This window comes from Photorhabdus temperata (assembly GCF_025384845.1).
Taxonomy (GTDB): Bacteria; Pseudomonadota; Gammaproteobacteria; order Enterobacterales; family Enterobacteriaceae; genus Photorhabdus; species Photorhabdus temperata.
In genome coordinates this window covers 47231-60633 of sequence record NZ_JAJAFX010000011.1, presented here as the reverse complement: position 1 = coordinate 60633, position 13403 = coordinate 47231, and the positions used below count along the sequence as shown (strand labels likewise).

The window sequence follows — 13403 nt, the reverse complement described above, 5'->3', positions numbered from 1 at the left end:
TATTACATGTAATAATTGTCGGCTATGTGATACACAACTATGTTCAGCAAGTTATAAGTAATTAATGCGCAAGGCGAAAGGATTTTTTATGAAGCTGAAAACAACGATCATCGCAGCCGCGGTGCTCTCATTAACTGGTATTACCGCTGCTCAGGCAGCTCAGGAATTATCCCCGGAAAAAGCAGCGGAACTGAAACCATTTAAACGTATTACGGTTACAGGTCCTTTTAATGCTATTTATGAAGCTGCCGACGCTGTTTCCCGTCGGGCAGATAAAATGGGCGCAGATGGATTTTATATCCAAAGCCTTGATGATCTGAATAATAGTGGCAACCTGCGCGTCGTAGCTGATCTGTATCACAAAGATGCAGAGAAAATTGACAGTTCAATTAAATATCGTATGTTCCGCGGTATCAAAGAATTACCCAAAACAGAAGCTGTAACACTGGAACCATTCGATACGGTAACTGTCAGTGGTTTTTACACCAATGAGCCAGATTTAAATGAGACCATAGCAAAAGAAGCCAAGAAAAAAGGTGCAGCTGCTTTTTTTATTGTCCGTCAGGTTTCAACCAACGATGGCGGTAATCAAACTGTTACTGCTTATGTTTACAAAGATGATGCGCCAAAACGCCAAATTCAGGCTAACGAAGCAGTAATCCCAGCTGATTCGGACGCAGGACGCGCTGCATTAGCTGCTGGTGGCGCAGCAGCTAAGAAAGTAGAAATTCCTGGTTTAGCCTCTTCAACTTCAACCAATAGTTCTATTGGCCGCTTCTTTGAAACACAATATTCTAAAGGTGAGCGTTACACTGTCACACTTCCTGATGGTACGAAAATACAAGAATTAAATAAAATCAGTGCTGCCCAGATGGTACCTTTTGATTCCATCACCTTTTCAGGTTACTACAACAGCATGCCTGATGTTGCCTATGAAGTCGCTAAACGCGCAGCGGCTAAAGGCGCTAAGTATTACCATATCACCCGTGAATGGCAATCCAGTGGCGGCTCCTCTACGATCAGTGCAGACCTGTTCAAATAACCTGTTTAATTTAAGAAAAAGGCACATATGATACCCGTATGTGCCTTTTTTACTGCAAGGATAATAAAATTCTTCAAATCAGTCGGCTGATTCTAACTTCAAACGGATACAATCAATGGCGTTTTGTACCGTCACCATTTTTTCCGCCTCTGTATCGTCAATAGTTATCTCGAAACGTTCTTCCAGAGCCATAATCAACTCGACACTATCTAACGAATCGGCCCCCAATTCCTCGAATGTTTGTGTAGTAAGAATCTGGGCTTCGGGTATTCCAAGTTGTTCTGCAACAACATTTTTAACATGATTCTCTAAATTTTCCACGCTATTATCTTCCTAATGTACTTATATTTGGGGAAACCAGCCGTTTCCCCTTTTTTCATTAATTAAGGTTAAATATTTACACAACCGTCAAATGCATGAATGCCCCTGTGAATCTGGCACTTTCAGGGATAAAACATAACAGACGCTGATCTTTCTTCAATTTATCCGACTTCATCAGCTCATCCAACATGATATAAATAGAAGCCGATCCGGTATTTCCTTTCACTGTTAAGTTAGTAAACCAACGCTCTTGTTCAATACCAAAATTAATATCTTCGAGACCCTCGGAAAATTTCATGCGGAAATATTCAGATGAATAATGAGGCAAGAACCAATCAATAGATTCTGCCGATAAGTTACGATCAGCAACGATTCGTCTCAATGGTTCGGTAAGTGTGAATTTAACGACCCTCTCATTTAAATATCTGACATCTTGCTTGATACAGAAAACAGAATATGCCAGCCAATCCGCCTGACTCATTTGTGTCCAGCTTTTCAAACTGCCATCTGCTAACTTCTCTCCACCCGAGTACATGCATGTCTCTTGCTCATTAGCAAAAGAGTAAATATCTATCCAATCAATTCGTAATGAAACGCCATCAGGTCGAGGTTTATTTTCAAGTAAAGCAGCACCGGCACCATCAGAAAGCATCCAACGCAAAAAATCTTTTTCAAAAGCGATTTCAGGACGTCTTTCCAATTCTGCAACCCGGGCTTCATTTTCACTCTGGAAGTTGCGGGCATGCAGTACTGTTGAAGGTGTTTCCGAGGTAGTTGAAACCGCATTACTTGTCGTTCCTGAGAGAACAGACAAATAAGCATATTTCATCGCTGTCATACCCGCAGCACAAGCACCGGAAGTTGAGATAACTTCACAAGGTTTATTCTTGAGCTCGCCATGAACCATGACACCATGACCCGGTATAATTTGGTCAGGAATACCACTGCTTGCTGCTAAGCTTTGCATATCATCTAAAGAAAAGTGTTCATCAACCAAGCCTTTTACTGCTTCAGCCGCCAATTGAGCACATGAATAAGTTGTCTCTCCCGTTTCCGGATCCAACGCGTAATGGCGATATTTAATACCATTATTACGGAGCACGATATGACGAGATCTTGATGGACGATCACCAACAAAACCAAGAACAGATTCCATTGTCTCATTATCTATTGGGTTTCCCGGCATAAAGGCGGAAACTTTAGTGATATAAACGTTGTTACTCATTTACTTATTTATCTCCTTTATCATCATAACGGGCAGAACCAGATGGTTGTTCATAGTATTTTTGTAACTCATTAAGACGTTCTTTCAGTAATACGGTCAGCAAACGGCGAATAACCACTGAAATAGGTACGACAACCAGTGCCATTAATATCAAATAGATCACAAACATGGTTAATAGAGAACGCCTTACCCATTTCCCCCGTTTACCTACACGATAAATAAATCCAGACCACAATCTAAATCCCCGATGTATAGCTTGTTCACCGAAAATAAAAGATTGATCGACAAATACGGCTCCTAGCCCTTTCAACATCGGGGCATCAACTTTCTCTTTATCCGCTTTAAGCGCTGTCACTAACGCATCCCCGAAACGTTTAGCTCCCTCAACATCTTCCTGCGATACCCCAGCAGGCGGTAAACTGGCAATTGGCTGTTTTTTTCCTGTCATTAACCACAACGGGGTTGTAAACAATGTTGCAAAAAAGTTTGCTTTATCAATAAAAACCACGTTATCGCGCAGGTACGCCCCACTTTCATGTAAAAGCTTTTTGACGGTTTCCTGGGCCATCAACCACATATTTCGACAAGCAATAACCGTTACCACGGGTAGACCATTGAGTAATCGTTTTCCTTCTTTACTCTTGAGAAATGCAGTTATCGGAGGAGATGGTGACAAATACCAAACTTGATAGCCTAATATGACCAGGTCAAAAGGTGCTTCATCCTCCAGATGCAAAGGAGCTAATTCAGGTGGATGTAACTGCACCGTTTCAGGAAAAACATCAACAAATTTAGAAAATGACCAGGGAAATGGATACTCTGTAATCGGTTTCAGAACCACTTCACGAATGTATATCTCGTCAGATTCATGCAAAGGTGAAATTAAACTTTTTACCACCTCGATCAATTGGCCGCTTTGGGAATACGATATCACCAGAACACGCTTCATATGTTCTAACCTTTATGAATATTTAATACTAAGCCATTCGTCGGCGCCTAAAAAATAATAATTCGAATAACAATTATCTCCTAACTATCCAAAATTTTTTGGCATATGTACATATAATCATTCCTGAAAACTAAAAGCATATACAAGAAAATGAGTTAATAGATAACAGGTTAATATTTTCACAAACAATATAAATCAAAGTGGTCGTTGTCAACATGATTTTTTTGTTTTTATATAAGAACAGTATTGTGTCACATTAACGAAAATTAATTTGTCACTGGTGAAAACAGTTGATGAAAAATATATTAACTCCGATCTAAAATTAACAAAAACAATTAAAAAATACAGAATAATATAATTAAATCAATTAATTATAAAATAACAATGGAGATTTTAATTTAACAAAACATTCATGAGACTATAAGTCTGCATACTAAAAATATTAACTTGACGACCTGATATGGAAACAAATGATTATTGTCACTTGGTAATAATATTACATAGGGAAATAAAGATTAAAGAAAAATATTTACTTTTCACAATTATTTTCACTAAATTTCGAGATTGATTGAATAAATTAAAATGAAAATTACTTAATTAGGTAATAGCATCACGGTGCTTTATATTCATCATTTATTTCTCTTAGCATAATAAGCCGCATTATAAAAATATCCTATATAAATTTATAAAAATAAATTGCATGGCATGATGTCTTAACCATCACTCTAACAATGCATAAATTTTATAGTTATCTGCATAGAAAACCATTGCATCCAGCCCATACCCTCCGTAGAATTCCCCTCTATTTCTAGGTTTAACCAGTCTGTTTTTCCGTTCTATACAGCTTGGAAGCGACAAAAACCCAATGCCCAATTCATTTTTGTGATCGGGGTAATGAACTGGCTAACAATGCAGTTTGTGTCATATTAGGAACATATCTTTGGAAAAAAAACTAGGTCTTACAGCTCTTACTGCTCTGGTACTCAGCTCTATGGTCGGCGCAGGTGTTTTCAGCTTACCGCAAAATATGGCTGAGATTGCCAGCCCGGCAGCATTAATGATCGGTTGGGGGATAACAGGTGTCGGTATCTTGTTTCTGGCTACCGCCCTGTTATTTCTCTCTCGTCTTCGCCCGGATCTTGATGGAGGCATTTTCACTTATGCCAAAGAAGGCTTTGGTGAACTAATAGGCTTCTGTTCTGCCTGGGGATATTGGTTATGTGCGGTAGTTGCCAATGTTTCTTATCTGGTTATCGTTTTTGCCGCCCTGAGTTTCTTTACTGATAAAGAAGGTATCACCATCTTTGGTGACGGCAATACCTGGCAGTCCCTATTGGGAGAATCTGTTTTACTCTGGTTAGTACACTGGTTGGTACTCCGTGGCGTTCAAACCGCAGCGGGAATCAACAAACTGGCAACAATGGCAAAATTGCTGCCTTTAGGCGCTTTCATTATTCTTGCTGCAATCGCGTTTAAAATGGATATCTTTGATCTTGACTTTACAGGTATCGAATTGGGTGTTCCTGTCTGGCAACAAGTAAAAGACACAATGCTGATCACCCTTTGGGTGTTCATTGGTATCGAAGGCGCTGTTGTAGTTTCAGCCAGGGCAAAAAAACGTAAAGACGTTGGTATTGCGACTATGCTGGCCGTCGTCGCCGCATTAGGAATATACATATTAGTTACTCTGCTCTCCCTTGGGTTAGTACCACGGCCTGAGTTAGCTGAAATACGCAATCCATCAATGGCAAACCTGATGGTAGGACTTATTGGTTCGGCAGGTGAAATCATTATTGCTACCGGATTAATTATCTCCGTTTGCGGTGCTTATCTAAGCTGGACGATCATGGCGGCGGAAGTTCCATTTATCGCTTCCCAACATGGCTCTTTCCCGAAAATTTTTGGCCTGCAAAACGGCAATAACGCGCCATCATCCTCATTGTGGTTGACTAATGGCGCAGTACAACTTTCTCTCGTTCTGATTTGGTTGAGCGGGAGCAACTACAATTCATTACTGGCAATTGCATCAGAGATGATTTTACTGCCCTATTTCCTTGTTGGCGCATTTCTGTTGAAGGTCGCTTTTGATCGTAGCAACAAGGGATTATTACTGATTGCTGTTGGGGCTTGTATTTATGGCCTATGGCTGCTTTATGCATCCGGTTTAATGAATTTGTTATTATCCGTCGTTCTCTATGCACCAGGTGTTATTGTTTTCCTGTATGCCCGCCGTCAGAATCCACAGAAACACAATCTTTATCCGGCTGAAAAATTAGCTATTGCCGCGTTACTAATAACCACAATCCCTGCAACCTGGCTATTAATCAAGTAATCTCATCGGATTCAGGCTATTACTCTCTGTAGTAGCCATTCGTGTTTTCATATAGCAATTTGTTTTATTTTTGTACTGGTTCTGGCATATTTTTTGAGTGTTGTTTTACAAAGTATGTTGTAACTAATTATATTAATAGCAATATGAAACAATAACCTCAAGATAATAAAATAGAAAATAAAGAATAAATTTTTCAGTGCGATATATTAATTGTGATTTATATCACAATTAATTTTATAACTAATTATTAATTAATAAATATTCTTATCCACTAGCATAATATCTTATTCCATATGATAAATTACAATAGACTTTAAAAAAAATCCTGTCTAGTCATTAATTATAGATAAAAATCTCAAATGCAGCATATTACCGAGTCATTCTTTGGATTCTTCCGAATTAATCGCTATTATCACCCACACTTTATCTTAAATAAGAAACGCCAAACAAAACACCATTTGACCTATGGTTCTGATTATCGGATAAGAGCTTTAGATACTTACATGCTGTATTGACATTTATACAGTCTCGGTTCAATCAATGTTTCTGTTTCCCTGCCGTAATACTCGCCAGGATTAGGATCTATTTACAATGAACACTAAACTGATTATTTCATCCTTACTTGCATCTTCTGTATTTATCTCTGTAGCAAATGCAGCAGATGGAAAGATCAATTTTACAGGTAACATCATCGCTAATGCTTGTAAAATCGATACCGATTCTGCAAATCAAAACGTTAACATGGGGACAATTAGCTCAAATGCATTTAGTGGTGTAGATAGTACTGCTGCTGCAACACCTTTTAGCATTAAGATGAGCGATTGCCCACCAGAATATAATCATGCACAAGTTAAATTTGATGGGCAAATAGATAGTAAAAACAGCAACCTTCTGGCTTTATCCAATGATAAAGACCAAGCAGTCGCCGATGGTATTGCTATTGGTATCTATGAAGAAGATAATTCAACTCTGATTCCTTTGGCAAAAGCATCCAAACTTCAGGCTTTTACTGATCAAAAAACCGCAGAATTGAAATTTATTGCAAAATATATTGCTACAGCTCAAGCAATCAGCCCAGGATCTGGGGATGCAGTCGCTAACTTTACTATTGTTTATAACTAAAACAGGACAAACTTTAGAACAAAACTTCCTGCACGTTTTGTTTCTAATAAAGCAGTATGAGGCATGGATGCCCATAAATCCCACAGGATAGCGTATAAAAATACGATAAAATGGAGAGAGCACCGTGCAATTCCAACGCCTATTAACTATGATATTTGTATATATTATCAGCATAAATTTTGCTATCGCAGGTGTCGTCATTGGCGGAACCCGTGTTATTTACATGAGTGATAAAAAGGAAGCGTCCATTTCTATAAATAACCCGGAAAAAGATGCACCTTATCTGATTCAGTCTTGGATCCAAGATGAAAACGAGAATATGAAAACCCCGTTTATCGTTACTCCCCCAATATTTAAACTCGCAGCAGGCCAAGAAAATATTCTGCGGATTGTAAAAGCAGAGAGTCATCTACCGGAAGATCGGGAATCACTTTTTTGGTTGAATGTAAAGTCTATTCCGACCTCGGTGAAGTCAGATCAAAATCAATTACAAATTACAGTTAAGTCAATATTTAAATTGTTTTACCGCCCTGCACATTTGGCAGAAAAATCAAGTACTGCATACAAAGAACTCAAATTCAGAACGGAAAATAATTTGTTGATTGCAGAAAATCCTACCCCTTACTTTATCTCATTCTCTCGCCTTAAAATAGATCAACATGAAATAAAACCTGCGGGAATGATTAAACCATTTAGTCAATTAAGCTGGACTCTACCTGTAAAGAATATAAAGCAAGTAACTTGGAAAGTTATTAATGATTTTGGGGGCGTAACTGCCGAAGAAAAAGTAACCATTTAACAAAATAGTCACATAAATTTATTCTATGCTAGAAAGTTAATTATGGAAAAGTACTCACAGCATAAAACTAATAAGAAATCATATGATATTGAACATTCATGGCTCTTATTACCATTATTTGTGACAGTTGGAGTACTTTTTTACTCTACTAAAACCTATTCTGAAGATTATTTCAACATCCATGCGTTAGAAACTGGGACTGATTTTGGTTCGCCTGAAGATATTGATCTCTCTATTTTCACACAAGATGACCAACCTCCTGGTATTTATTGGGTAGATATTTATCTCAATAAAGATAAGATAGATACCAGAAACGTAAACTTTATTATGGTAAATAATAAATTGCTTCCTAAACTAACTATTCAGCAATTACAGGATATGGGGGTAAAAATTAATACATTCTCAGAATTAATCAGTTTACTACCAGAAACAGAGCTGTCTGATTTAGGTCAATATATTCCATCAGCAAGTACTGCCTTTAATTTTGGTCAACAAAGGTTAGATATCAGTATTCCACAAGCAGCATTAAACAATCAGGCAAGAGGTTATGTTTCACCTGAATTATGGCAACAAGGATTAACTTCATTATTGATTAATTATAATTATAGTGGTTCAAACACCTGGCAAGATAATCCGTCTGGCTCTACACAAACCAACTATCTGAATCTTCGAACAGGCGCTAATTGGCAAGCATGGCGTCTGCGCAATTATTCCACTTATACCAGCCGCGATAAGAGTTGGAAAAGTATTAATACCTATTTACAACGAGACATTCACCCACTAAAAGGACAATTAACGCTGGGTGACAGCTTTACATCTTCCTATATTTTTGATGGAGTCCAATTTCGTGGCTTACAATTAGCTTCTGACGATAATATGTTACCAGACAGCTTAAAAGGTTTTGCCCCGACTATCCGAGGAATTGCTCAAAGTAATGCACAGGTCACAATTAAACAAAGCGGCTATATCATTTATCAAACTTATGTTTCACCAGGTCCATTTATCATTAATGACCTTTTCCCAACGACAACAAGTGGAAACCTGGAAGTTATTATTAAAGAAGCCGATGGTCAGGAACACCGCTCTATCCAATCTTTTTCCACAATACCTATTATGTTACGGGAAGGAGGTATTCAATATTCAATCACTTTGGGCCAATACCAGTCATCAAATAATCGTGGGCGAGAGCCTAACTTTTCCCAAGGGGCACTAATCTACGGCCTTTCCAATAATATCACTACCTATGGAGGAGCTATTTTTTCAAAAAATTATCAATCGGTTGCTTTAGGATCAGGTTATAATTTTGGTATATTGGGTTCTCTCTCTTTTGACATAACACATGCGAATACCGATTTGCCATCAAATATAAGTACCAAAGGGCAATCTTACCGCTTTCAATATGCAAAAGATCTTTTATTAACAGGAACTAATTTTACTCTGGGCGGTTATCGCTATTCGACACGCGGCTTTTATGATTTTAAAGAAGCCAATGATATAGATAATCTCAATAAAAATGACTGGCATTATCGCACCAATAAAAGAAGCAAATTGCAATTACATATTAATCAATCTCTTGGAGATTTTGGTAGTTTATATCTATCCGCTTTTCAGCAAAATTACTGGCAGCAACACGGCTATGAACGTAATATCAACGCAGGCTATAGCATAAATTATAAAAATATCAATTACAGTTTAAATTATACCTACAACCAGCTCCCCGATACGAATAAAAATGAACAGCTTTTCTCATTCAGCATACAGGTTCCATTAGATCGCTGGCTAAAAAATAGCTGGGCCAGTTATAATTTGAATACCAATAAAAACAAGGATATTTCTCACCAAGTGGGTTTAAGTGGTACGACACTGGAAGATAATAATTTAATTTATAGTTTACAACAGAGTTATACTAATCACGGTACTGGAGCTGGCGGCCATATACACACAGAATATAAAGGATCTTATGGTCAATTTAGTGCCGGCTATAGCTATGATAATCATTCCCGCCAGCTGAATTATGGCCTTCAAGGGGGAATTGTTGCTCATCCATATGGCATTACTCTTTCACAACATTTAGGAGATACACTGGCATTAGTCCGAGCTGATGGCGCTCAAGGAATAAAGATCCAGAATAATGTAGGTATTACCACTGACCGCAATGGTTATGCCGTTATTCCTTATGTCAGCAGCTATCGGAAAAACCGAATTGCGCTGGATACCCACTCATTAGCCGATAATATCGATATTGACACGAATGCCCAAACAGTCATTCCCACTCAAGGGGCATTGGTCCTGGCTAATTTCAAAACCCGAATAGGCCACAGGGCGCTGATAAATCTTTATTATCAAGAAAATCCGATTCCTTTTGGTGCTATTATCAGGTTAGAAAAACAAGATGAGATTGATGAAGCAAACAGTGCCATGGTCAGCCATGAAGGGCAAGTTTATCTCACTGGTTTACCCAATAGCGGACAGTTACTGGTTAAATGGGGTTATAAGGATATTCAGGAATGTGTAGCTCATTACACACTGCCAGAAAAAAAACCTTTATCTGGCATTTATACAATAGAAGCACACTGCAAATAACGATTTTCAGGAAAACACTATGCTCAGTACTTACAATAGGTTTAAATATTTGTTAATTATCGTCATCTTATTTTCTGGTCTGGCAATTATCCCTTATAGTTTTGCCGCTAATTGCCAATTTGATAAAGGATTTAAACCAGAAATCACTAATTTATCTTTTGGAACCTTGTATGTTCCAAGGGATAAGCCTATTGGCACAACCATTTACGAATATCGTGCAGATGAGTTAGCCAATAAAGGCAATGTTTTCTATTGCGATACTAGAATAAATACATCATGGGGATATACAGCCTATAAAAATGCAGATTACAACAAAGATGCTATTTACGAATCTGGTGTTCCCGGTGTGGGTATCAGAATAAATACCTGGGGTCCTGGCTATGGTCTGGACTGGTTACCCCGTATTACCAATGACCCTGTTAGTTGTGACCATGCAGGCCATTGGTATTGCGGTAATACATGGGGTTATTTGACTATTCAGTTGATAAAAATAGCGCCGACAACAGGTTCCGGTTTTGTCAAAAGTGATCAATTAATTCAGGCACGGGTAAATGATCGCATCGTTCATACCTACCGTTTAGGTAATACCCGGATTATTACCAAAAGCTGTTCACTAAAAGATACCAATATTACTGTTTCTATGGGCGATATCAAAAAAAGCGATTTTTCCGGTATTAATAGTACAGCAGGAGGAAAAGATTTCGAGATTATTTTAGATTGTGATGATAATGTTCAAATTCAATTAATGCTCGATGGCAAGAAAGCAAAGAATAGATTAAATCATGTATGGGCACTTGATCAGAATTATAATCGCACAACGGCCTCCGGTGTTGGTATGCAAATCCTTTATAACAACCAACCGGTAATTATTCACTCACAAATAAATATCGGTAACAGCTATTCAGGCGGGAAGTACTCTATTCCTTTACGCGCCCGCTATTTCCAGACAGACCGCAATATTACTCCCGGTCAAGCAAATGCAACCGCAACAATGACATTAACTTATCAGTGATAAATTAATCTGCATCACCCAATAGATTTCAAGTTGCAGCGCGGCGGCAAGTGAACGCATCCCCAGGAACATAGATAACGATATGACTGGGGTAAGTGAACGCAGCCAACAAAGCAGCAACTTGAAAGATGAAGGGTATAGAAATTTTATTTCTTAGCTGATGTGTTGTTGTTTAATTATTTTATTTCTACCTTGAGAATTCTTAAGACCATTGAGAGTAAGTATTGATTAACGTAAATTTCAACAAATTACGCTCACTAACTAACACACTATGCGTTAGTAATAATTATACCTCCTATGCTCAAAGTTATGCACATAATCGTAATCCAATGAATCAAAAATAAGCAAGAAGCTTTTAGTGTAGGATTTTATTTTTTCTCAAAACTAATCTTAAGTTTTACGAGTTTTATTAGCATGATTTTTTCTTCAACCATACCAAACATCTTTGACAATTATTTATCTTCAAACTTTATAAGATCATTTTAAAACACTATCTATTCTTAATTTATTGACTCCATAAATTAATTTACAAAAAATTTCTTTTTTTTACAATATTATGCTTTTAAAAATTTTTATTAAGTTTAAAGTTAAATTCCTTAATATTTACTGAATGAAAAATGGAAATAAGTATGACGTGGAAATATTCACAAAGCACTGGTGTACTAACACATAATGGCTCTTTTATTGCCAAAGGTTATAGCGGTCATGGAACCGGAATAAACAATCCGTCTATGGAGCAGGTTGAAGGTAAAGGACCAATTCCCCGTGGTTATTACAGAATCCACGGTTACTCTAATTCAATAACCAAGGTTACCGTGATATTAGATCCTATAATGGGAACTAATACGTTTGGGCGCTCTCTTTTCAGAATACACGGTGATAAACGGGATGGCACATACCGACAAGCATCACATGGCTGCATCATTATAAATGGCCCCAATCTCAGAAAAGAGATAGCCAATTCTAGCGATACAATTCTGGTGGTCGAATGAAAAAACTGCTTTTGCTTTTAATATTGGTATCATTCAGCTCACTGGCCGTAGATCGCCATATTATAGCTAAGAACCCATATCCGAATCTAACACCAGAGCAATTGACCCAACAAATAAAAAGACAGGGAGCAAAAATGGTAATTGCAAATATGCCCGAAGGAGATAACGGAGAGTGGGATTATATAACAAACCATATTGCAAGTGGAGATATGGCATGGCTAAAAATAGCACCTTTACTTGCAAAAGGCAGCGATGCATATTCAGCAGAAACTCTCTCGACAGCATTAGCTACCGCATTACCGAAAAACGCAAGTGGAGTATTATCTGTCCTTAATGACTCCAACGTTTCAATTAGTACTGAATCTGTGTGTTCACTACCCTTTTATCAGGGAACAGAAGCGGAGCTGAATCAATATGTCATTGATAGCATTCGTGCTTTGTATAAAAACAAAGGTGGTGAAAAATGCCTGCAAAAGCTTATTGAGACAACCGGAAATTCAAAATCATTTTCTGAAGGAGATTAACAATGGCTATTCCTCTGTATATGTACATAAAAGATGACGGCGGATCTGATATTAAAGGATCAGTTGATGTTTATGGTAGAGAAGGCAGTATTGAGATCTTGGGTCTTCATCATAGTGTAAGTATCGCTAATGATGATAATACAGGAAAGTTGACTGGAACGAGGAGACATCTTCCATTTATGATTGAAAAAGAAGTAGATTCATCCTCACCCTATCTTTATAAGGCATTAACCACAGGGCAAACATTAAAGTCAACAGAGCTTAAATGGTATAAAATAGATGCTCATGGTCAAGAAAAGGAATATTTCAATACCTTAATGGAAAATGTAAAAGTGGTTAGCATTATTCCTGTCATGCTCGATATCAAGGATGTATCGAAAGAGAAATTCAATCATATGGAAATTGTTGAACTTCGCTACGAAAAAATCATTTGGAAGCACAATGATGGGAATATAATTCACTCCGATAGCTGGAATGAAAGAACTTAAATCCCGTAGAAGAA

General features: G+C 37.7%; 11 protein-coding genes and 1 pseudogene. 9 read left to right on the top strand and 3 right to left on the bottom strand.

Annotation, left to right across the window (positions count from 1 at the left end; translation table 11 throughout):
- Nucleotides 1-88: 88 nt before the first annotated feature.
- Nucleotides 89-1042 carry a DUF1471 family protein YdgH gene (gene ydgH / locus LGZ99_RS06405; RefSeq protein WP_262978965.1) on the top strand — a complete coding sequence of 318 codons (954 nt, stop codon included), beginning with the start codon at nt 89-91 and terminating at the stop codon, nt 1040-1042.
- Nucleotides 1043-1120: 78 nt separating this feature from the next.
- Here ydgH and stlE read toward each other — a convergent pair whose 3' ends face one another.
- The 3 genes and pseudogenes from stlE to stlC all read right to left on the bottom strand — a co-directional run bounded on the left by stlE (nt 1121) and on the right by stlC (nt 3537).
- A complete protein-coding gene (gene stlE / locus LGZ99_RS06400; protein WP_046976300.1) occupies nt 1121-1363 on the bottom strand; it encodes a stilbene biosynthesis acyl carrier protein StlE in 243 nt (80 codons plus the stop codon).
- A 76-nt stretch (nt 1364-1439) separates the two neighbouring features.
- Nucleotides 1440-2588, bottom strand: a complete 1149-nt coding sequence (gene stlD / locus LGZ99_RS06395) for a beta-ketosynthase StlD (RefSeq protein ID WP_262978964.1) — start codon at nt 2586-2588, stop codon at nt 1440-1442.
- A pseudogene (gene stlC / locus LGZ99_RS06390) lies at nt 2589-3537 on the bottom strand (stilbene biosynthesis aromatase StlC).
- A gap of 940 nt (nt 3538-4477) precedes the next feature.
- Between stlC and LGZ99_RS06385 the strand changes: the two are divergent.
- From LGZ99_RS06385 to tssD, 8 genes are all read left to right on the top strand, one after another.
- Nucleotides 4478-5869, top strand: a complete 1392-nt coding sequence (locus LGZ99_RS06385) for an amino acid permease (RefSeq protein WP_036837361.1) — start codon at nt 4478-4480, stop codon at nt 5867-5869.
- Between the two features lie 591 nt (nt 5870-6460).
- Complete coding sequence (locus LGZ99_RS06380) at nt 6461-6991, top strand: fimbrial protein (protein WP_021325794.1); 531 nt, start codon at nt 6461-6463, stop codon at nt 6989-6991.
- Nucleotides 6992-7115: 124 nt separating this feature from the next.
- Entirely contained in the window at nt 7116-7790 is a 675-nt protein-coding gene (locus LGZ99_RS06375; RefSeq protein ID WP_051769192.1) for a fimbrial biogenesis chaperone, read from the top strand.
- Nucleotides 7791-7832: 42 nt separating this feature from the next.
- Nucleotides 7833-10373: a fimbria/pilus outer membrane usher protein gene (locus LGZ99_RS06370; RefSeq protein WP_036837358.1), complete on the top strand. Its 2541-nt coding sequence runs from the start codon at nt 7833-7835 to the stop codon at nt 10371-10373.
- 19 nt (nt 10374-10392) lie between these two features.
- The gene (locus tag LGZ99_RS06365) at nt 10393-11385 is read left to right on the top strand and encodes a fimbrial protein (protein WP_023045603.1); all 993 of its coding nucleotides are present in this window, start codon (nt 10393-10395) and stop codon (nt 11383-11385) included.
- 629 nt (nt 11386-12014) lie between these two features.
- On the top strand, nt 12015-12377 hold the full coding sequence (locus LGZ99_RS06360) for a tlde1 domain-containing protein (protein ID WP_021325797.1): 363 nt from the start codon (nt 12015-12017) through the stop codon (nt 12375-12377).
- Entirely contained in the window at nt 12374-12901 is a 528-nt protein-coding gene (locus LGZ99_RS06355) for a hypothetical protein (protein WP_036837357.1), read from the top strand. The genes LGZ99_RS06360 and LGZ99_RS06355 overlap by 4 nt, the downstream gene beginning before the upstream one ends.
- 2 nt (nt 12902-12903) lie before the next feature.
- On the top strand, nt 12904-13389 hold the full coding sequence (gene tssD / locus LGZ99_RS06350; protein WP_262978963.1) for a type VI secretion system tube protein TssD: 486 nt from the start codon (nt 12904-12906) through the stop codon (nt 13387-13389).
- The last annotated feature ends 14 nt before the right edge of the window (nt 13390-13403 follow it).

Excerpts from the sequence above, each read along its gene's own strand:
- LGZ99_RS06360 (WP_021325797.1), top strand. The coding sequence starts at position 12,015 with ATGACGTGGAAATATTCACAAAGCACTGGTGTACTAACACATAATGGC.
- LGZ99_RS06355 (WP_036837357.1), top strand. The coding sequence starts at position 12,374 with ATGAAAAAACTGCTTTTGCTTTTAATATTGGTATCATTCAGCTCACTG.
- LGZ99_RS06365 (WP_023045603.1), top strand. The coding sequence starts at position 10,393 with ATGCTCAGTACTTACAATAGGTTTAAATATTTGTTAATTATCGTCATC.
- tssD (WP_262978963.1), top strand. The coding sequence starts at position 12,904 with ATGGCTATTCCTCTGTATATGTACATAAAAGATGACGGCGGATCTGAT.
- LGZ99_RS06380 (WP_021325794.1), top strand. The coding sequence starts at position 6,461 with ATGAACACTAAACTGATTATTTCATCCTTACTTGCATCTTCTGTATTT.
- ydgH (WP_262978965.1), top strand. The coding sequence starts at position 89 with ATGAAGCTGAAAACAACGATCATCGCAGCCGCGGTGCTCTCATTAACT.
- stlD (WP_262978964.1), bottom strand. The coding sequence starts at position 2,588 with ATGAGTAACAACGTTTATATCACTAAAGTTTCCGCCTTTATGCCGGGA.
- LGZ99_RS06370 (WP_036837358.1), top strand. The coding sequence starts at position 7,833 with ATGGAAAAGTACTCACAGCATAAAACTAATAAGAAATCATATGATATT.